Origin of the sequence: Streptomyces sp. NPDC052107, assembly GCF_040680215.1 — a bacterium.
Taxonomy (GTDB): domain Bacteria; phylum Actinomycetota; class Actinomycetes; order Streptomycetales; family Streptomycetaceae; genus Streptomyces.
In genome coordinates this window covers 61,726-80,447 of record NZ_JBFAWG010000033.1, presented here as the reverse complement: position 1 = coordinate 80,447, position 18,722 = coordinate 61,726, and the positions used below count along the sequence as shown (strand labels likewise).

17 protein-coding genes and 3 pseudogenes are annotated in these 18,722 nt (G+C 69.6%); 6 read left to right on the top strand and 14 right to left on the bottom strand.

What is annotated here, in order from left to right; all coding sequences use genetic code 11:
* Both AB0M27_RS28815 and AB0M27_RS28810 read right to left on the bottom strand, forming a co-directional pair.
* A pseudogene (locus AB0M27_RS28815) lies at positions 1-179 on the bottom strand (transposase); the annotation flags it as partial.
* A gap of 249 nt (positions 180-428) precedes the next feature.
* The gene (locus AB0M27_RS28810) at positions 429-1,160 is read right to left on the bottom strand and encodes an MBL fold metallo-hydrolase (RefSeq protein WP_365725637.1); all 732 of its coding nucleotides are present in this window, start codon (positions 1,158-1,160) and stop codon (positions 429-431) included.
* A 141-nt stretch (positions 1,161-1,301) separates the two neighbouring features.
* On the opposite strand from AB0M27_RS28810, the gene AB0M27_RS28805 reads away from it, so the two are divergent.
* Positions 1,302-1,682: a hypothetical protein gene (locus tag AB0M27_RS28805; RefSeq protein WP_365725635.1), complete on the top strand. Its 381-nt coding sequence runs from the start codon at positions 1,302-1,304 to the stop codon at positions 1,680-1,682.
* An 82-nt stretch (positions 1,683-1,764) separates the two neighbouring features.
* Here the strand turns inward: AB0M27_RS28805 and AB0M27_RS28800 are convergent, their stop codons facing one another.
* The 6 genes from AB0M27_RS28800 to AB0M27_RS28775 all read right to left on the bottom strand — a co-directional run bounded on the left by AB0M27_RS28800 (position 1,765) and on the right by AB0M27_RS28775 (position 7,366).
* Complete coding sequence (locus AB0M27_RS28800; protein WP_365725633.1) at positions 1,765-3,357, bottom strand: glycoside hydrolase family 30 beta sandwich domain-containing protein; 1,593 nt, start codon at positions 3,355-3,357, stop codon at positions 1,765-1,767.
* Positions 3,358-4,435: 1,078 nt separating this feature from the next.
* Positions 4,436-4,804: an SMI1/KNR4 family protein gene (locus AB0M27_RS28795; protein WP_365725631.1), complete on the bottom strand. Its 369-nt coding sequence runs from the start codon at positions 4,802-4,804 to the stop codon at positions 4,436-4,438.
* A gap of 221 nt (positions 4,805-5,025) precedes the next feature.
* Positions 5,026-5,241 carry a hypothetical protein gene (locus tag AB0M27_RS28790; RefSeq protein WP_365725629.1) on the bottom strand — a complete coding sequence of 72 codons (216 nt, stop codon included), beginning with the start codon at positions 5,239-5,241 and terminating at the stop codon, positions 5,026-5,028.
* Between the two features lie 99 nt (positions 5,242-5,340).
* Positions 5,341-5,583: a hypothetical protein gene (locus AB0M27_RS28785; protein ID WP_365725628.1), complete on the bottom strand. Its 243-nt coding sequence runs from the start codon at positions 5,581-5,583 to the stop codon at positions 5,341-5,343.
* A 380-nt stretch (positions 5,584-5,963) separates the two neighbouring features.
* Entirely contained in the window at positions 5,964-6,215 is a 252-nt protein-coding gene (locus tag AB0M27_RS28780; RefSeq protein WP_365725626.1) for a hypothetical protein, read from the bottom strand.
* On the bottom strand, positions 6,212-7,366 hold the full coding sequence (locus AB0M27_RS28775) for a Gfo/Idh/MocA family oxidoreductase (protein WP_365725624.1): 1,155 nt from the start codon (positions 7,364-7,366) through the stop codon (positions 6,212-6,214). The genes AB0M27_RS28780 and AB0M27_RS28775 overlap by 4 nt, the downstream gene beginning before the upstream one ends.
* A 110-nt stretch (positions 7,367-7,476) precedes the next feature.
* On the opposite strand from AB0M27_RS28775, the gene AB0M27_RS28770 reads away from it, so the two are divergent.
* The 3 genes from AB0M27_RS28770 to AB0M27_RS28760 all read left to right on the top strand — a co-directional run bounded on the left by AB0M27_RS28770 (position 7,477) and on the right by AB0M27_RS28760 (position 12,795).
* On the top strand, positions 7,477-8,481 hold the full coding sequence (locus tag AB0M27_RS28770; protein WP_365725622.1) for a LacI family DNA-binding transcriptional regulator: 1,005 nt from the start codon (positions 7,477-7,479) through the stop codon (positions 8,479-8,481).
* A gap of 238 nt (positions 8,482-8,719) precedes the next feature.
* Positions 8,720-11,434, top strand: coding sequence for a SpoIIE family protein phosphatase (locus AB0M27_RS28765; protein WP_365725620.1), 2,715 nt, complete (start codon positions 8,720-8,722; stop codon positions 11,432-11,434).
* A 278-nt stretch (positions 11,435-11,712) separates the two neighbouring features.
* Positions 11,713-12,795: an extracellular solute-binding protein gene (locus tag AB0M27_RS28760; protein WP_365725639.1), complete on the top strand. Its 1,083-nt coding sequence runs from the start codon at positions 11,713-11,715 to the stop codon at positions 12,793-12,795.
* A gap of 190 nt (positions 12,796-12,985) precedes the next feature.
* On the opposite strand, the gene AB0M27_RS28755 is transcribed toward AB0M27_RS28760, so the two are convergent.
* Positions 12,986-13,216 carry a hypothetical protein gene (locus AB0M27_RS28755; protein ID WP_365725618.1) on the bottom strand — a complete coding sequence of 77 codons (231 nt, stop codon included), beginning with the start codon at positions 13,214-13,216 and terminating at the stop codon, positions 12,986-12,988.
* Between AB0M27_RS28755 and AB0M27_RS28750 the strand changes: the two are divergent.
* Positions 13,160-13,439, top strand: a pseudogene (locus tag AB0M27_RS28750) (enoyl-CoA hydratase/isomerase family protein); the annotation flags it as partial. The gene AB0M27_RS28755 and the pseudogene AB0M27_RS28750 sit on opposite strands and share 57 nt — an antisense overlap.
* 24 nt (positions 13,440-13,463) lie before the next feature.
* Here the strand turns inward: AB0M27_RS28750 and AB0M27_RS28745 are convergent.
* The 5 genes from AB0M27_RS28745 to AB0M27_RS28725 form a co-directional block, all read right to left on the bottom strand.
* The gene (locus AB0M27_RS28745; protein WP_365725616.1) at positions 13,464-14,183 is read right to left on the bottom strand and encodes a hypothetical protein; all 720 of its coding nucleotides are present in this window, start codon (positions 14,181-14,183) and stop codon (positions 13,464-13,466) included.
* Positions 14,184-14,300: 117 nt separating this feature from the next.
* Entirely contained in the window at positions 14,301-15,485 is a 1,185-nt protein-coding gene (locus AB0M27_RS28740) for a cytochrome P450 (RefSeq protein WP_365725614.1), read from the bottom strand.
* A gap of 31 nt (positions 15,486-15,516) precedes the next feature.
* On the bottom strand, positions 15,517-16,872 hold the full coding sequence (locus AB0M27_RS28735) for an FAD-dependent oxidoreductase (RefSeq protein WP_365725613.1): 1,356 nt from the start codon (positions 16,870-16,872) through the stop codon (positions 15,517-15,519).
* Entirely contained in the window at positions 16,862-17,071 is a 210-nt protein-coding gene (locus AB0M27_RS28730; protein ID WP_365725611.1) for a ferredoxin, read from the bottom strand. The genes AB0M27_RS28735 and AB0M27_RS28730 overlap by 11 nt, the downstream gene beginning before the upstream one ends.
* 311 nt (positions 17,072-17,382) lie before the next feature.
* A complete protein-coding gene (locus AB0M27_RS28725) occupies positions 17,383-18,069 on the bottom strand; it encodes an SDR family oxidoreductase (protein ID WP_365725609.1) in 687 nt (228 codons plus the stop codon).
* Between the two features lie 378 nt (positions 18,070-18,447).
* Here AB0M27_RS28725 and AB0M27_RS28720 point away from each other — a divergent pair.
* Positions 18,448-18,642, top strand: a pseudogene (locus AB0M27_RS28720) (IS5/IS1182 family transposase); the annotation flags it as partial.
* Between the last annotated feature and the right edge of the window lie 80 nt (positions 18,643-18,722).

The window sequence follows — 18,722 nt, the reverse complement described above, 5'->3', positions numbered from 1 at the left end:
GTGAGCTGTTCGTCCAGGTCACCGCAGATCCGCGAGACCTCGCTCTTGGAGATGCCGCTGTCCGCGCCGAGCGCCTTGACCAGGTCGTCGACCGACCGGGTGGACACCCCGTGCACGTACGCCTCCATGATGACCGCATACAGGGCCTGGTCGATGCGGCGCCGCCGTTCCAGCAGGCTCACCAGTTGGATTAGCGAAGCGTAGTGAACCTGTGGCAGAGTGCTACGCGCACGCCCGGCGCCCAGGCGACGTCGGGCACCCTCCTCGGTCGGGTCTTGCGGCCCGGTCGACCAGCGTCCGGAGGGACGTGCCACGCGGGCTGGCGGCTCCTGTCGTTCAGTACCAGGGCACGAAGGCGATTGGCTCCCAAGGCTGAGCAACGCTCAGGCTCGCTAAGCCAATCAGAGACGCTTGCCGATGACGGTGTGTCAAAGGTGGAGGACCATCTCCTCCTCCTCTGCCGCCAGGATCTCGCCGTCGTACGCGGCACTCGCCTCCGCCACCGACCGCCGGCGATCGTCGCCGGGCCAGAAGTGTGTGAGCAGCAGGCGCTCCGCTCCGGTGCGGGCAGCCCACTGGCCGGCCTGGGTCGCGCTGAGCAGATACGGGTCGGTCGCCGGGCCCTGCAGTGTCGCGCCGGCGATCAGCAGGTCGGCTCCGGCCGCGAGTTCACCGAGCGCGTCGTCGGGACCGGCGTCGCCGCTGTAGGCGACGGTGAGTCCGGGTGCCGTCAACCGCACGCCCGCGTGGGGCACATGATGCGGAAGGATCCGCCCGTCCAGCCGGAAGGGACCGACCTCGTAGCTGCCCGGCAACGGTCGCGGGTCGAAGACCTCGCGCAGGCGCTCGGTCGGCTCCATCGCCTGCACCCGCCCGAGCACTCCCGGCGGGCAGTACAACGGCACCCGCCCGTCGCGCTCCCCGCCGAAGAGCAGCGCTCGGCACAGCGCGCTCAGATCCGCGCAGTGATCGGGGTGTTCATGGGTGATCACCACGGCGTCGAGTTCGTTCACCGCGCACCGCTCCAGCAGCCGGGGCAGCGTCGCGTAGCCGAGGTCCAGGACGAGCCGAAACCCGTCGGCCTCCAGGAGGAAGCCGCTCGCCGCCCGCCGGGCCTCCGGCCAGGCCCCGCACGTCCCCAGCACAGTCAGCTCGCGCATCGGCGCATGGTCCCACAAGGGCCGTCGTCATGGCATCAGCCGCCGGCGCGGTCCACCACCGTGTGCCCGTCCTCGTGTACTCAGCTGAAGCTGAGTACACGTGCTCTACCCGGCACAGGCGTGGACCGGCACGCTCGGACCATGAGAGAAGGACCGACGAGACCCGTTGCCCACCTGTTGCCGATCCTCGTGCTCGCGGGGGTGTCGCTCGCGGCGTGGGCTGTATGGCTGGGCTGGGACCAGCACCGTGACGTGCACCCCGATGGGTCGACGAGCGGCCCGTACGAAGCGTGGCAGGTCATCGGGCTGGTGCTCACTCTGCTCGTGCCCGTGTGCTGGGCGGCATCCCGGCGCTACCTCGCCGGGACTGTGCTGGGCCCCACGGTCGGCCTGACCCTTGCCGCCTGTTACGACTGGTCGGGCGACTCCAGCGGACTCTTCGTCATCGGCGTGGGACTCGTCATGATCGGCAGCCTCGCCACGACCGTCATCGTCTCCGCGGTTGTCACGTCGGTGAAATAGAGACCCGAACCTCAGAGCATTCCGCACGCGGCACGCGTGTGACGCTGGGTAACGCCACACGCGAGCCGCCCGAAATACCGGATCAGGGGGTGTGGCCGTGGTGGTCTGCGGCAGTGCGGTCCTTCCAGTGACAGGTGGCGAAGGAGCCTGCCGGAACGGTCACGACGAACGAGTGCCCGGAGACGGTGATGCGCACCGTGCGGGCGGTGGTGGCGCTGTTGCCGAGGACGGCGACGTACGTGCCGTCGCCGGATCGGTAGACCACGTTGCTGACATCGTTCTCGGCGGCGCTGGAGTCGAGGCGGACATCACCCGGGGACAGGTACTTGGAGAACTGGCCGATCTTGTACAGCTCGTCGCGGACGGTGAAGTCCTTCGTGTCCGTGTTCACCGTGACCAGCCGGTCCGGCCACTTGGTGGTGGCGCCGACCTTCTCCCAGTCGACGTTGTTGTCCCGGGCGGGGGTCCAGTGCAGCGTCCCGCCGTACTGATCCGTGGTCTGGGCCCACAGGATGTAGGACCCGGCGTCCAGGCGGAAGTCGTCCAGGATCGTCGAGGGTGACAGATCGCTCGTCTCCGTGAGCTGGACCGGCTTGCCTGTCTGCTCATACGCGTCGCGCATCACCTGCGGATCTCCCCAGTAGGGGTGGAAGGCGATGGCATCGGCGGCCTCGCGGACCTGCTTGCCGCTGACCGATCCGTCGGGGGCGTCGCCGAAGATGCGGTAGTAGTTCTTGGTGGCTGTGCTGTTGGGGTCCTTCCAGTCCCAGAAGTTGAAGTCGTGGACGTACAACTGGGTGTTCAGGCGGGCGGCCCGGAACTCTCGCTTGATGGCCAGGGCCAGCTTCTGCTGCTGGGCGATGCTGATGTCCATGGCCGGGTACACCACGTCCATGCCCGGCTCGTTCAGGAGGGTCAGGGCGTCGACGCGGATGCCGTGCCGGGCGTAGGCCTGGACGAACTTGACGTAGTAGCGCGCGAAGACGTCGATGCAGTCGTCGCGCAGCTTGCCGACCTGGTAGTAGTCCGTGGTGCTGCCGGGCTTGAGCGCGACCTCGCCGGTGAAGCGGTCGTTCGTCTTCATCCATGCGGGTGCGCTCCACGCGGAGGCGAAGAAGGTGGCCTTCGGGTTGTAGCGCTGGATCAGCTTGATCGTGTCGATGATGTGCAGGTCCAAGTCCCGCTGGACGGAGAAGTACTTCAGGCCGAAGTCCTCGGTGACACCGCTGGGCAGGTCGTCCTCGGACCAGAACGGCAGGTGCTCGATGACGTCGGGGCTGCCGATCGTCAACCGGAACCGGTCCAGGCCGGCGCCGTGCTTCGGGTCGACCAGCAGCCGGATGGCCTGCTCGCGCTTGGCAGGGGTGAGCTTCCACAGGTTGGACACGCTCGTCTCGTCCAGGGAGAAGCCGATGCCGGTGTATTTCTGCCGGGTCGCGCGGGGATCGACGACCACGGTGGCGTCGACGGGACGGCCGGGACGATCGTCCGTCCAGGCCGTCGACAGCGGCTGCCAGGCCTGTGCTCCGTCGGTGGAGTAGGTGCCGGACACGACCGGGTCGTGCCCGGCCGACCGGCTCCCGGCTCTGTCCGCGTGCGCGGCCGGGCCCGTGCCGAGCAGCGCGGTCAGCGTGGTGACCGCGACGGCGGCGGTCGCGGTGAGAGAACGTCTCACAGCTTCTCCTGATGTCGGTGGGGTAGGGGACTGGCACCGCGGCGGCTTGGCCGCGCTCGGCCGCTTCGGGGGGCGAGCCACGGTGGAGCCACGGTGCAGGCACCCCCCGGCCCGTTCTTCGTCGCGGATACGGAGGCGGTCTGTCTGCGCGCCGAGGCCAATGAGTCTCTGAACGCCCGTCCCTGACGTTGCGTCAGCTACCACCCCGGCTCCCTCCGGACGCGCCGATGGTGGGATCCAAGCAATGTTCCTGGAGTTAAGTCAAGGTTTGAAGAAAGCTGTCACTCGGTACGGGCCCGTCTCCTTGAGGTTCCTCGGCGACCGCCAAGTGCGGGACAGGGGCGAGGAGTCGGTGTTTCCCTGGGCCGACAGCCGCGCCGGCCGCTGACTGTGAAGGTCGGTTCACGGCCTCCGCAGCATCGGCCGGCGAGACACCAACGCGCGTTGATGGCGTGCGGTGATCACTTCGGCTGCAGTAGGACCACGATATGCGGCGGATATGCGTGCGAAGGCCTCCAGCAGGGACAGCATGTTCGGATCGACGGTCCGGATACTGGCGCTCGCGCTCAACGTAGGGGCGCAGGGCCTCCCAGACCTTCGTGGTGCGGCTTCGGACCATGACGATCGCTGTGCCCTCGTCGATGATCCCGAGCGCGTACAGGCTCGCGAAGGTCTGAAAGAAGTAGGCGATGTTGTAGGCGCATTCGCGGGGCCCCGGTGGCAGGGCACGCAGGCCGCCGTCAGGGGAATGCTCTTGGTTCAGTCGGCCGCAGACGTAGGCGTACTGATCATGTAGTTCGGGTGAGCGCAGCTCGGAGAGTAATTCGAGAAATGCCGGTAGGCAATTGGCTTGCCGTGCCGCGCGTATCTGGTGAGCCCCGAACCACACTGAGGCGACCAAAGCGCAGACTGAGATCCCAATGGCCAGTACATTGAGCCAGGTTGCCGCATCCACGGGCAGAGCGTAGCTGCGGAATTGGCTGTACCGCCCCTGAGGAGAAGCGGGATTTTCCGCCAAGCCGAGTGCGTACGAGCATCATCCGGACCTCATGACACGATGAAGTGCCGGATACCGCACCTACAGGTATTCCGGCTCGCCGTTGGCGATGAACCGCATCAGGGATTTCTCCAGCAACTCCAGAAACTGCCGCAGGTAGTCAGCCACCCTGTCGAGCTCCGGTTCGTCGAGCGTTGCTGTCCGCGTTCGGTGGACAGCAACGCCGCGGCCGGTGACGTAGCACAGCCCGCCACCGTTCGAGCCAATGACCAAGCCGCGGGCCTTCTGGTTCGCGCCGAGATCGACAGCCCCGTACTCCTTGAGCCGAAGGAGCACATCACAAGCCGGGTCGATGAAGTAGCCGTTGCCGACGTCCGCCCAGGTGACATCGCCGATGCCGGCGTACAAAGCGCCGAGGTCGGCAGGAGCGAGGTCTACTCGGGCCAGCATGCGAGCCGCGGCCTGATCGTCATGGTCGGCCTACCGGACGTGATTGACGCCCGGGGGATACCCGTGCCTGCGCTCGAAGTCGTCTGTCATTGCTTTCAGGGCATCGGAGACCCTGCACACCCACGCGGCCGGCCAGGCAGACGACAGCGGACGATCACCCATGAGGCAAGATCATGGCAGGTGGGGGCACACCCCCGCGAACCTCGGGCACGTAGCGGTTTCTAGCCGGTGCTGCGGTTCATGACGCGGCGGGCGGCCTCGGCTTCCGCGGCGGGCGGGGACAGCTCGTCCAGGGTGTCGAGCTCGTCATCGAATTCCAGTTCCCGTTCCCAGGCCGCTGCGAGTTGTTCCTGTTCCTGGCGCGGTTTGGCGCCGACTGCGTCCCGGTGATCGGGGTCCAAGGCTGCCAGGAATCGTCCGACGGGATCTGTGGGCATGCCGTGCTCCTTCTCGCATGGAGAGTGCCACCCTCGTCCAGCATCGCTGAAGCGGCCCGCGTTGTCTGCTCGACATGGTTAAAGGAATCACGTGGTCAGCTACTCGACAGCCGGGTCCTCTTGGCTGCGTCGCACAGCTTTCTGTACGGCCTGCTCAACCTCGTGCGGGCTGGCCCCGGTGGCTGCGGCATGGGCGGTGATGGCCGCCTGTACGGTGTCGGACGCCTTGCGCCAGCGGCGCAGCTGAGCGTCGTACTCGCCACCGGAGAGGCCCGCGAGTTTCGCGCGCTCCTGCTCGGCGGTTCGTTCCAGCTTGATCAACTCATCGGGGACCTCTGCCACGGCTACCCATCCTAGACGGCGAGTCCGACGCCTCCACCGTCTCGCTTACCGCCCGATCGGGTGGAGCCGCGCCCCGAAAGGCCCCGGTTTCCAATCCGCACATCGGACGGGCTACAGCGAAGACGACGCCTGTGCCCTCGCACCGGCCTCCCAGCACGCCAGTACCCCGTCGGTGAGCCCGTCCGCGTGCAGCCGCCGCACGAACGCCTTGTGCAGCAGGCTGCCCACGCCGCGCCCCCAGCCGCCCGGCTCGACGCCGATCTGTTGCAGCTCCCGTACCGCCGGGGCACTGCGGAGGGAAGGGGATGCCGCACGGTCCGCGGATGTCGTCCATGACGCCAAGTGTGGTGATCGAGTCGGTCAACGTCCGGTCTACGTTCTTAAGCTGGCCCGTGGTGATGCAGCGGGCGGTTTCGGCGGCCTCGAAGTGCAGGTCGTCGTGGGCCGTGCGGGGTTCGGTGCAGGTCAGGGGTGTGCCGCGGCCGGCCCAGCGCGGCGGCGGAGGCGGCCCGTTCCTCGTCGACGTCGGCGACGCGCACGACCTCGGCGCCGGACACCCAGCGGTGCAGGGTGTTCACGTGGTCAGCGCTCACGTTGCCCGCGCTGATGACCCCGATGTGTACGGTGCTCACGCCAGACTCACCCACGTGCCCTGCTCGGTCGAGCGCTCCATCGCCTCCAGCGCCACCGCGCTTGCCACGGCATCGCTGAGAGTGGCGCCGACTGCGGTGCCCTCGGTGATGGAGCGCAGGAACCGGTAGGCCTCGATGACCTTGAGGTCGTCGTAGCCCATGCTGGTGGCCGCCCCGGGCTGGAACGCGGCGTATTCGCCGTGGCCGGGGCCGACGTACACCGTGCTGACCGGCTGGTCCTGGTAGGTCGTGCCGCGGCTGACGGCGAGTTCGCCCATGCGGCGGAAGTCCCAGGAGACGGCGCCCTTGGTGCCGTGCACTTCGAAGCCGTAGTTGTTCTGTTCGCCGACCGAGACGCGGCAGGCCTCCAGGACGCCGCGGGCGCCGGAGGCGAAGCGCAGCAGGCAGTTGACGTAGTCCTCGTTCTCGACCGGCCCGGGCTCGCCGCCGGTGGCGAGGGTGTGTCCCGCCGTGGCGCCGGTCGGCCGGGCGCGTTCGGGGAGGAAGATCGCGGTGTCGGCGGTGAGCGAGGCGATGTCGCCGAGCAGGAACCGGGCCAGGTCGGCGCCGTGCGACGCGAGGTCGCCGAGCACCCCGCTGCCGCCGCGGGCCCGCTCGTAGCGCCAGGTCAGGGCACCTTGGGGGTGGGCGGCGTAGTCGCTGAAGAGGCGAATGCGGGCGTGGGTGACCGTGCCGATCTCACCGGAGGCGATCAGATCGCGGGCTGCCTCGACGGCGGGCGCGTTGCGGTAGTTGAAGCCGACGGTGCCCTGCACGCCGGCCTTGGCGACCGCGTCGGCAACGGCCCGGGCGTCGTCGGCGGTGAGCCCGACCGGCTTCTCGATCCAGATGTGCTTGCCGGCCTCGGCCATCGCCACACCGATCTCGCGGTGCAGGAAGTTCGGGGCGGTGATGCTGACGGCCTGGACGCGGCGATCGGCGGCCACCTCCCGCCAGTCGCGGGTCGCGGCGGCGAAGCCGTACAGCTCGGCCGCCGCCTCCGCCCGGCCCGGTACCTCATCCGCGACGGCGAGCAGTTCCGGCCGTGCGGACAGCTGAGGGAAGTGGTGCGGCAGACGTGCGTACGCCTGGGTGTGCACCCGTCCCATCCAGCCGAATCCCACGACGGCGACCCCGAGCGTATTCACCATGAGCGCCCTTCTTTGGACCGTTCCAGAGCTTGGGCGCCCACCATGGATCCTGCTTCTCTCGGGTGTCAAGGGTCTTTACACGAGCAGGTGGGTCATGGAACGGTCCAGCCATGAGCACTCCGACCATCCGTGACGTCGCCGAACGGGCCGGCGTGTCCAAGTCCCTGGTCTCGCTCGTGCTGCGCGGCTCGGCAGGTGTCCGGCCGGAGAAGCGCGAGGCCGTCCTCGCGGCGGTCGAAGCGCTCGGTTACCGGCCCAACGCCGCCGCGCGCAGCCTGAGCGAGCGGCGCACCCGCACGGTGGGGGTGCTGCTCAACGACATGCGCAACCCCTGGTTCGTGGAACTGCTCGACGGCCTCAACGCACGGCTGTACGACAACGGCCTGCACATGCTGCTGGCCGACGGCCACCTCAACCGGCGCCTCGGCGAGGACCTCACCCGGACCTTCACCGAACTCCGCGTCGACGGCCTGATCGCCGTCGGCACACTCCAGGACCCCCAGGCCCTGCGCACCGTCGCCCGCCTGGTCCCCACGGTCGTGGCCGGCACCCGCGAACCGGTGCTGCCCGGCGTGGACATCGTCGCCAACGACGACGAGCACGGCGCCCGCCTGGCCACCGAGCACCTCATCGGCCTCGGCCACCGGCACATCGCCCACATCGCCGGTCAGGGCGCGGTCGGCGACCTGCGCCGGCGCAGCTTCGAGGCCACCATGCGCGAGCACGGCCTCGCCGACACGGCGGTCGTGGAACAGGGCGACCTCACCGAGGAGGGCGGCTACCGGGCGACCGTCCGGCTCCTGAGCCGCGTGCGTCCGACCGCCGTCTTCGCGGTCAACGACATGGCCTGCGTCGGCGCGCTCTCCGCCGCCGAGGAGACCGGTCTCCAGGTACCACGGGACCTCTCCCTGGTCGGCTACGACAACACGTACCTGTCCCGGCTGCGCCATCTGTGGCTGACCACGGTGGACAACGCCAGCCATGACGTGGGCCGACGCGCCGCGCAGCGGCTGCTCGACCGGATCGACGAGCCGGACCGCCCGCGCGAGGTCGACCTCGCCACCCCGTTCCTCGAAGTGAGAGGCACGACGGCCCCGCCGCTCGCGGACACCTGACGGCGTGCGCAGCATCCACCGCGGACCCATCGGCCCGGCAGCGCGAGCACGTCCTCGTGGGCCTTGCGCGGACCGGTTCGACCCGGTCGCCTCGGTGTTGGCCACCCGAAAACGATAGAAAGGGGGTATGGGTGAAGTTTCGGGTGGATCCGGGCGCGGTGCGCGTGATGCGTCCAGGAGCACCCATGGGCCCGATCGGCCCCGCCGGAGGAGAGAGGCGTGGCGGTCGCTGCTGAGCGTGCGCAGCCTCGCCGGCCAGGTCTTCCTGCTGCAGCTGGCGGTCGTGGTGCTCCTCGTCGCCGCCACCTTGCTGGCGCTCGTGGTGCAGGCTCGGCGCGACAACATGGCGGACGCCCGGACCCGGACGCTCTCCACCGCGCAGACATTCGCCCACTCCCCGGGGATCGTGGCGGCGCTGCAGAGCGCGCATCCGTCAGCTCAGCTGCAGCCGTACGCCGAGGCGGCCAGTAAGGCCGCGGGCGTCGACGCCATCATCGTGTACGGGCTGAACGGCATCACCCTCACCCACAGCGACCCGCACCAGATCGGGAAACGCGTCATCGGGCCGTACGCGAAGGCGGCGAACGGCAAGCCGTTCACCAGCACCTTCCACGGGTCCCTCGGGCTCTCCGTCATCTCGGCCGTCCCCGTCAAAGGACCTGACGGCTCCGTCGTCGCCATCGTCTCCGTGCCCGTCACGGTCCAGAAGGTGCAGCACATGGTGAACCGGCAGCTGCCGGTCCTCTTCGGCGGCGCCGCCATGGCCCTTGCCGTCGCCGCAGGCGGGTCGGCCCTGGTGAGCCGCCGGCTGCGGCGGCAGACCCATGGCCTGGGGCCGGTGGAGATGACCCGGATGTACGAGCACCACGACGCGGTTCTGCACGCCGTTCGGGAAGGCGTGCTCATCGTCGGCGGTGACGGCCGGCTGCTGCTGGCCAACGACGAGGCACGGCGGCTGCTGGACCTGCCGGCGGACGCGGAGCGGCGGCACATCACCGATCTGGGGCTGGAGGAGGACCTCGCCGGGCTGCTGGCCTCCGACCGCCCCGCCACCGACAAGGTGTACCGGGCGGGCGACCGGCTGCTCGCGGTCAACAAGCGGCTCACCGCACCACACGGCTCGGTCGGCAGCGTGGTGACGCTCCGGGACACCACAGAGCTGCAGGCTCTCTCCGGCCGGGCGGAGGTGGCGCGCGAACGGCTGAAGTCGCTCTACGACGCCGGACTGCGGATCGGCACCACGCTCGACGTGAAGCGGACAGCCGAGGAACTGACCGAGGTGGCGGTGCCCCGGTTCGCCGACATCGCCACCGTCGAACTGCTGGACCCGGTCCTGCGCGGCGAGGAGCCCTCCGGTGCGACCGCCCGGATGATCGATCTGCGCCGCAGCGCCGTCGCCGGGCTGGAGGCGGCTCACTTCCTCCACCCCGTCGGCGAGCTGATCCGTTTCGTCCCGGGCCACCCCGTCGCCATGGCGATGGCCGACGGCCGGCCGGTCCTGGTCGGTGACCTGAGCGCCTCCGAAGCCTGGCTGGCCCAAGATCCGGAACGCGCCCGGCAGATCGTGGAGCAGGGCATCCACTCGATGCTCGTGGTGCCGTTGCGAGCCCGCGGCGTGGTGCTGGGCGTGGTGGACTACTGGCGCGCCGAGGGCTCCCCGCCGTTCGAGGACGACGACGTGTCCTTCGCCGAGGAGCTGGCCGCCCGGGCGGCGCTGTGCATCGACAACGCCCGCCGCTACACCCGCGAACACGCCATGGCCGTCACCCTGCAGCACAGCCTGCTGCCCCGCGGCCTGCCCGAACAGTCCGCCCTCGACGTGGCCTACCGCTACCTGCCGGCCCAGGCCGGGGTGGGCGGGGACTGGTTCGACGTCATCCCGCTGTCCGGCGCCCGGGTGGCGCTGGTCGTGGGTGATGTCGTCGGCCACGGCCTGCATGCGGCGGCGACCATGGGCCGGCTGCGCACCGCCGTGCGTAACTTCGCCGGCCTGGACCTGCCCGTGGAGGAGCTGCTGATCCGGCTGGACGAGCTGGTGGCCCAGATCGACGCCGAGGAGATCGCCGCCGCGGAGGACGGGCAGGGGATGATCACCGGGGCGACCTGCCAGTACGCCGTCTACGACCCCACCTCCGGGCGGCTGGACCTGGCCACCGCCGGCCATCCGGGACCGGCGGTGATCCGGCCCGACGGGACCGTGGACTTCCCGCAGCTGCCCGTCTCCCCACCCCTGGGGCTCGGTGTCGGCCTGCCTGTCGAGACCGCCGAACTCGCCGTGCCCGAGGGTTCCCGGCTGGTGCTCTTCACCGACGGACTGATCGAGGACCGCACCCGAGACCTGGACGCCGGCCTGGAGGCCCTGCGCGAGGCTCTGTCAGGGCCGCAGCGCACGCCGGAGGCCACGTGCGCGGCGGTGATGGAGGCCATGCTGTCCGACCGGCCCCGGGACGACATCGCACTCCTGGTCGCCCGAACGAGCCGCCTCGGGCCGGCGCAGGTCGCCGAGTGGGACGTGCCCCGTGACCCGGCGGCGGTGGCCCCGGTGCGCGCCGCCTGCGCCCGCCGGCTGACGGAGTGGGGCCTGGAGCAGGTCGTCTTCACCGCCGAACTCATCCTCAGCGAGCTGATCACCAACGCCGTCCGTTACGGCGCCGAGCCCATCGTCGTCCGGCTGCTGCGCACGGAGTCGGTCGGCGGCCCGGCCGCGGGCACCCTGATCTTCGAAGTCGCCGACGGCAGCAGCACCTCGCCCCGGCTGCGTCGGGCGAAGGCCACCGACGAAGGCGGCCGCGGCCTCTTCCTGGTCGCCCAGTTCGCCGAACGCTGGGGGACGCGCTACACGCCCACCGGCAAGGTCATCTGGGCCGAACAGTCCCTCCATGGCGGCGCCACGCCGGAGATCGAAGGACTCGGCGACATCCTGCTCGACCAGTGGGACGACACGGCGCTGTGAGACGACACGGCAGGGTGAGGGCGCAGTGGGGCCCAAGGAGTACGCGGGCCGCGTTCCGCCGGGGAAAGACGCTGATCGCAGGCATTCTGCGCGGCATTCCACCATCGGGGCGGCCGGGTACTCTGGCCTCGATGACCACTTAGTGGAGGCAGGAGACCCCGGGAAGCAGGAGACACGACGAGCCTCGGCGACAACCGATTCCCCCTACCCCAGGAGCAGTGGTGACCACACCCCGTGCCCGAGCAGCAGTCGCCCTCGGCTGCTCCGCTCTCGTGGCACTGGGCCTGGGCGCCTGCGAGCACACACCGACCGCCGGAATCCAGAAGCCGTCGCTGGCCACCTCCGCCGCGAATGTGGGCGGCATGCGTGCACTGATCGCCGCGGCCAAACGGGAGGGCATGCTCAGAGCGATGGCGCTGCCCCGTGACTGGGCCAACTACGGCGGCTTGATCGACGGCTTCGAGAAGAAGTACGGGATCAAGGTCACGGTCGACGATCCGCACGGCCACAGCGAGGACGAGGTCGACGCCGTCAAGAAGAGGGGGAGCAGGCCGACAGCCCTCGACGTGATCGACGTGGGCGACACGTTTGCGCGAAGCGCGGCGCAACAGAACCTGCTCGCGCCGTACAAGGTCGCCGAATACGACTCGATCCCCATGAATCAGAAGGACTCGAAGGCCCGCTGGTCCAACAACTACGGCGGCTACATCTCCATCGGATGCGACGCCAACCGGGTGAAGACCTGTCCGGAGACCTTCGCCGATCTGCTGAAGCCCGCTTACAAGGGCATGGTCGCGCTCGAAGGCGACCCGCCCCGGTCGGCCACCGCCTTCGACAGCGTCTACGCCGCCGCGCTGGCGAACGACGGGTCGTTCGACAACATCCAGCCCGGCCTCGACTTCTTCGCCGAGCTCAACAAGATCGGCAACTTCAACCCCCTCAACTCCACCACGGCAACGGTCGAGGACGGCCGGACCCCCATCAGCATCAACTGGGACTACATCAACCTCCACTACGCCGACCAGCTCCGCCACCGGGGCGTCAACTGGCAGGTCGCGATCCCCTTCGACGGCAGCTTCGCCCAGTACTTCGCATTGGCGATTAACAAGAATGCCCCACACCCCGCGGCTGCCCGCCTGTGGCAGGAGTACCTCTTCAGCCCAGAGGGGCAGAACCTCCGGTTGCTCGGCTACGCCCGCCCGGTGCTCATGGACGTCATGCAGCAGAACGGCACCCTCGACAAGGCCGCCGCCGCACGGCTGCCGTCGGTCGAGGGAACGCCGCAGTTCCCGACGGACGCGCAACTGGAGAAGGCGAGGAAGACGGTCAACCAGGGATGGGCCAAGGCCGTTCCCGGCTAGCACGGACCGGTGGCGGCTGGAGGGACTGCGCCAGGTCGTACGGCTGTGGCCGGCAGGCGAGTGGCGTGTGTGCCGGCCCCGCGCACGGCCCGGTGCAGGGCTGACAGTGGTTCCGGTGCAAGGTGAACGGCGCAGCCGGGGACAGCCGTCAGCGCTCGCACCCCGCGGCCTGCAGGTGCCGCACGGCCCATCACAGGGCGAGCGCGTCCGCGGTGCGGGCAGGATCCAGCCCGGTCGCGGTCGGTGAGCCCGCGCAGCCGATAGCGCGAGGTGTCGGGGTGGACGAACAGGCACCGAAAGCCTCGTCGACATTGGCGTCGGCGACCAGCAAGGCGCCCACGGTGTGGACCGCGTTCGTGCCGCGCTCTTCGTAGGGGTGCTGTCCCTGCCGATGATCACGGTGGCCGCCCCGCAGGGGCATGTCTTCGTGGCAGGAGCGATGTTCTCCCTCGCGTACGACTTCCGGGTGATGCGCCGACCGCGGCTTTGGGGGCTTGCCCGAGGCGGGCATCAACGTCTCCTTCACGTCCGGCATGGCCGTCCTCATCCAGTGCCGGCCCGTACGGGGCACAGCCCTGGAGATCGCCCAGGCGCGGGCGAACAAGGCCGGTGACACCCTTGGAACCATCAAGGCCCGCATGTACACCCGGCCGGATCCAGGAACAGCGTCAGGTGAACCGAGCGTTGCTCACGTCGATGGAGACCATGGTCCGGTCCAGGATCGGGCGGTTGTCCGCATCGCTTCGGTAGGCCCGGCGTCTGGTGGGCAGGCGGATCCCGTCCGCTTCCACGGTGTCGTAGACGTACTGCGCCGCGGCGAATCCGCCTGCGATGTCGACGTGGTAGTCGTGCCGCCGGAGCAGATGGTCGGGGCCGAAGTAGAAGTCCTGTCGCGTGCTGTGGCTGGCGATGCCGGGCGGGAACGTGGCACGCAGTCCGTGCCAGAGTTCGTCTCCTTCCCGCCACGGTTCGATCTCGGTGACGGCGAAGCCGGGCATCGCCAACAGAAAGGGCGTCGTGAGATACGTCCACAGGGCGTATCCGTTGAAATAGGCGCGGTCCAGTGGGTCCCAGGGCGTGTCGAGGACGTGGCCTGCGAACGACTTCCGCGGTTCGTCGCGTTCGGCCACGACGCGTCCGTCGACCTTCTCGATGCTGATCCGGTCGGCCGTGAAGTCGGTCCTCTGGTCGGCAGCGCCGAACGGCCGCACGGAGGCATGCTGCTCATGCAGCCAGACGGTCATCTCCCGGGGCGTGTCGTCCTGCGGCATCCCCTTGCGGACGAACATGTCGCCACCGCTGACGATGGTGGCGCGGACCATGGTGAGTGCGTTCCAGCGGTCGAGACCGCCATGGGCATCGAGGACCTCCGCGAGCAACGCGTTCATGTCGGTCTCCTGCTCGGTCGTGGCCGGCGACGTCCAGGGGACACGGCTGCCCTGGCGGGCGGGGCGCCGCAGGTGAGGGGGACGTCCATCCCGTCTTCGGTGAGCCGCGGTGCAGCCTCACAGTTGGACGGGCAGGTGGCGGGGTCCGCGGAGCATGGCGTTCTGGCGGTAGGGGGGTGGGTCCTCCACGAGTTGTGCTGTCCCGAGGTGGGGGAGCAGCGCTCCGAGCGCGGCCTGGGCTTCGAGGCGGGCGAGGGGTGCGCCGTAGCACAGGTGGATGCCGCTGCCGAAGCCGAAGTGCTGGTTGTCGGGGCGGGTGGGGTCGAACCGGTCGGGGTCGTGGAACCGCTTGGGGTCGCGGTTGCCCGAGGCGAGGGCCAGGATGACGGACGTGCCTCGGGGGATGGTGGTGCCATCGAGGTCGATGTCGGCGTGGGGGATGCGCTCACGCATGTGGACCGGTGGTTCGTAGCGCAGCAGTTCCTCCACCGCGCGCGGCATCAGGTCTGGTTCGCGGCGCAGGTGGTCCTGCTGCTCGGGTTGGCGCAGGAGGGTGAGCACGCCGTTGGTGATGAGGTTGACGGTGGTCTCGTGTCCGGCGATGAGGAGCAGTACGGCGGTCTGCGCGAGCTCGTCCTGGGTGAGCCGCAGGGCCGGGTCGGGCTCGTTGACGAAGGCGGAGAGCAGGTCGTCGCTCGGTTTGCCGCGGCGCTGTTCGGCGAGGTTCACCAGGTAGCCGCCCATCTCCATCCGTGCCTGGTCGCCGGCCTTGTCGGTCTCGGTGGTGTCCTCGTCGGGCCTGACGTCGGCGGCTGCGACCAGGGCGCTGGACCAGGCACTGAAGAGCGGCTCGTCCTCGCGGGGCACGCCGAGCAGACGGCAGATCACCGTGACGGGCAGCGGGTAGGCGAAGTCGTCGACGATGTCGATCTGCCGGCCCGCCTCGAAGGACGTCATCAGCTCCTTGGTGATCCGGTCGATCTCACCGCGCATGGCGTCGACCCGGGCGGGGCTGTGCGGCGGGCCGAACGGGCGCATGGCCAGGGTGCGCAGTCGGTGGTGTTCGGGGTCGTCGAGCCGCAGGAACGGCGGCTTGTGGGTCACTTCGCCGCGGGTGCGGGGATCGGCACTCATCCGTGGGTCGTGCAGCAGAGCGGCGATCTGGTGGTAGCCGCCGATCAGACAACTGCCGCCCGCCTGCCACACCACCGGGCCGGCCTCGCGGAGTTCCGCGTACAGCGGGTAGGGGTTGGGGCGGCTGGCGTAGTCGGTGATCCGTGCCAGCAAGGTCTCGGAGTCCATGACGGCTCCTCGTCGTTGTACGGGACGTGGGTCACACCACCGTCAGCCGGCGGTCGGGAAGGTGACCGGTGAGCGCGACGGTCGGACCGTGGGACAGCACCGACGGATCCGGCACCTCGGAGGGGATCGGGATGTCGGCCGCGATCGCCCGGTCGGCCGCGCCGGGCGGGGGCGGGAACGGAGCGGCCGTCTCGATCAGATGTCGGTAGTAGTCGAGCGCTTTGGCCATGTCGACGGTGACGGCGGCGGTGACCCGTCCCTGGTAGCCGTAGACCATCGCCAGACGGTGCGCCTCCAAAGAGCCCTGGGCGATGACGACGTGGTCGGAGTAGGTGGGCACGCCGACCGACTTGATGTTGAATCCGAACTGGGTGGACCAGAACGTCGGAATGGACAGGTGCGGGCGCTGCAGCGGCCCGGGGTTGACCATGTTGTGGGCGGCCACCTCGGCCTGTTCGACGGCGTTGCCCCAATGCTCCAGGGAGAGCATCTGGTAGCCGAAGAGCGGGTGGGGGAAGCGGGAGACGTCGCCGGCCACGAAGACGTCGTCGGTGACGATCCCGTACATGTTGAAGGCCCGGCACCCGGCGTCGCAGGCGATGCCGCGCGGGCCCGCCGCCAGCCCGGAGTCGGCCAGCCACTCGACGTTTCGGATCGCGCCCAGCGCCACGACGCACACGTCCGCGCCGACGCGGCTGCCGTCGGAGAGCTCCGCGCCGGTGAAGGCGCCGTTCCCGTTGAGGGCGGTGACCGTCACCCCGGTACGCAGGTCCACGCCGTGATTGCGCTGCATGACGGCCGCGAGCTTCGACAGGGTGGCGCCGAGCGCACCCACCAGGGGCGCGGGGCCGCGTTCGGCGACCGTGACCTGCAGCCCCAGTTCCCGGCACGCGGAGGCGATCTCCGAGCCGGTGAAACCGCCGCCGATCACCAGTACCCGCTCCGGCCCGGCGGCCAGCCGCTCGCTCAGCCCCGCGGCGTCCTCGCTTGTGCGCAGGGTGAACACCCCGTCCAGGGCTGCTTCCTCCGGGTTGGGCCAAGGCCGTGCCCGGGTGCCGGTGGCGATCAGCAGCCGGTCGTACGGCAGCGACTCGCCGTCGGCCAACTGCACCCGCTTCGCCAGCAGGTCCACACCGGTGGCGCGTACACCCAACCGCCATTCGGCGTCCGGGTCGCGGCGCATCGGCAGCTCGGTGGTGTCCGCCGTCGCCTGTCCGAGCAGCACCTGCTTGGACAGCGGCGGCCGGTCGTAGGGCGCACGGGGTTCGTCCCCGACCACGGTCAGCGAGCCGGTGAAGCCCTCGTCGCGCAGTGTCTCCGCGGCCCGCAGCCCGGCCAGCGACGCGCCGACGATCACGATACGGCCGTCTTTCAGATCACCGGGCACCAGCGCTCACCGCTTCCCCGAGGAGGATCGCCTGCACCGGGCACGCCGCGGCGGCCTGGCGCACCCGCTCGACCTGATCGTCGGGCACGGCCGTGGCGTACAGAAGCCCTTCCTCGCCGTGCAGCTCGAACACCTCCGGCGCTAGGAACACGCACTGTGCATAACCCTGGCACCGCGTGAGGTCGACAACGGTCCGCATCGTGACCCCTTCCTCCGTTGTCACACCCCCCTCACCTCCAGCATGGGCGGAGACACGGACGCTCGCACGGCGACCGCCCGAGCAACGCCTTCGGTCCGTCGTCGGCCCAGTGCACGGTCGAGCCGAACAGGGCGCTGAGGAGGGAAAGGGGGGGGCTGAATGCCTGGAGGAAGCTGACCAGTTGCTCACCCGCGCGCCTGATCTCCTCGGCGGCGTACAGGCGCGATGGGGTCGGCGACCGCTCGCGCTGTTCTGTCGGTCGGTCATCCGCCGGCAGAGGGTTGTCCCCCCGGGGCGAGGCCGGTCTCTCCTCACCGGTCGAGTGGTTGCGACAGGGCGCGTTTGACCTGCCTGGTCCGCTCGTCGGTGAGGACCTCGACCCGGTCGTCGGCCACGGCTTGCAGGGTCTGCTCCGCGACGTCGGCGGCGCTGATCTTCGGTGCGTCCGTGAAGGAGCTGAGTTCGGTTTCCACGAAACCGGCGTGGACGCCGACCACGAGCGTCCCCTGTTCGCGCAGGCCCTCCCGCAGCGCGCCCGTCAAGGACCATTGGGCCGCTTTGGAGGCCGCGTAGCCGGGGTAGTCCGGCCGTGAGGCCCAGGAGGCGGTCGACAGCATGTTCACCAGTGCGCCGCCGCCGTTGCGGGCCAGGATGGGGGCGAAGGCCCGGGACACCGCCCAGGTTCCGAAGTAGTTGATCTCCATGGCCAGGCGGGCGCCGTCGAGTGAGCCTGTCAGGAGCTTGGTGGTGAAGCCGCCGACGCCGGCGTTGTTGATCACAATGGTGACGTCCCCCGCGACGGCGGCCGCCGCGGCAATCTCATCGGTCTTGGTGACGTCCAGACGCAAGGGGATGAGGTCCTCGTCGCTCACGCTTGCGGGATCGCGGACGGCGGCGTAGACCTTGGCTGCTCCGCGGTCGATCAGCGCGCGAGCGAAGGCGCGGCCGATGCCGCGATTGGCCCCCGTGACCAGGGCGACTGATCCTTTGATCTCCATCGCGCTTCCTTCCTGCCGGTGCCTGTAGTGGTGCCAGGCGGGCACGAGGAGAGGTAACGCTCTCGCGATCGGCTCAGCTCGGCTCGGACGCGTCGGGAGCCGGTGCCGCACAGGCAGTCGCACACGTCACCGCACCCCTGCAGCAGCTGTCCTCCATTGCCAGCCTGCACCGAACGTCGAGGCCTCGCATGTGATCCCGGTTCACTCTCCGCGAGGTATTGGCCGCTGACCTGCCGTTTTCTAGTCCTGGCGCACGAAGCGCCACAATGTTGTATGGGCAACACGGCTGGGTGAGACGACCAACCGGGTGCGGCCGGCGTTGTGGTCGCAGAGGAAGAGCCACCATGCCGAGCCCGGGGGCGGCGCCGAGCAGTTGGGATCCGGCGCCGGCGCAAGCTGCGGTTGAAGGCCGCCCTGCTCGGACGCTCGAGGGGTGGCCGGACCAACAGGGTCCCCCTTGCCGCCGACCGCAAGTGCCGCCCGCTGGTGTTCGTCCTGACCGCGGGACAGGCAGCCGGCAGCCCGCGGTTCATGCCCGTGTTCAAGGAGATACGGGTCCGCGGGCCCGTCGGCAGCAATAGGCGGTCGCCCGGTCAGCCACGACGCCGCTCTCTGAAAGGAGCGGAACACCGTCTCGCCGCCCGTCATCTGAA

Excerpts from the sequence above, each read along its gene's own strand:
- AB0M27_RS28730 (WP_365725611.1), bottom strand. The coding sequence starts at position 17,071 with ATGCGGACCGTTGTCGACCTCACGCGGTGCCAGGGTTATGCACAGTGC.
- AB0M27_RS28745 (WP_365725616.1), bottom strand. The coding sequence starts at position 14,183 with ATGAACGCGTTGCTCGCGGAGGTCCTCGATGCCCATGGCGGTCTCGAC.
- AB0M27_RS28775 (WP_365725624.1), bottom strand. The coding sequence starts at position 7,366 with ATGGTGAATACGCTCGGGGTCGCCGTCGTGGGATTCGGCTGGATGGGA.
- AB0M27_RS28795 (WP_365725631.1), bottom strand. The coding sequence starts at position 4,804 with ATGCTGGCCCGAGTAGACCTCGCTCCTGCCGACCTCGGCGCTTTGTAC.
- AB0M27_RS28755 (WP_365725618.1), bottom strand. The coding sequence starts at position 13,216 with ATGCCCCTGCGGGGCGGCCACCGTGATCATCGGCAGGGACAGCACCCC.
- AB0M27_RS28770 (WP_365725622.1), top strand. The coding sequence starts at position 7,477 with ATGAGCACTCCGACCATCCGTGACGTCGCCGAACGGGCCGGCGTGTCC.
- AB0M27_RS28725 (WP_365725609.1), bottom strand. The coding sequence starts at position 18,069 with ATGGAGATCAAAGGATCAGTCGCCCTGGTCACGGGGGCCAATCGCGGC.
- AB0M27_RS28740 (WP_365725614.1), bottom strand. The coding sequence starts at position 15,485 with ATGGACTCCGAGACCTTGCTGGCACGGATCACCGACTACGCCAGCCGC.
- AB0M27_RS28790 (WP_365725629.1), bottom strand. The coding sequence starts at position 5,241 with ATGCCCACAGATCCCGTCGGACGATTCCTGGCAGCCTTGGACCCCGAT.
- AB0M27_RS28810 (WP_365725637.1), bottom strand. The coding sequence starts at position 1,160 with ATGCGCGAGCTGACTGTGCTGGGGACGTGCGGGGCCTGGCCGGAGGCC.
- AB0M27_RS28805 (WP_365725635.1), top strand. The coding sequence starts at position 1,302 with ATGAGAGAAGGACCGACGAGACCCGTTGCCCACCTGTTGCCGATCCTC.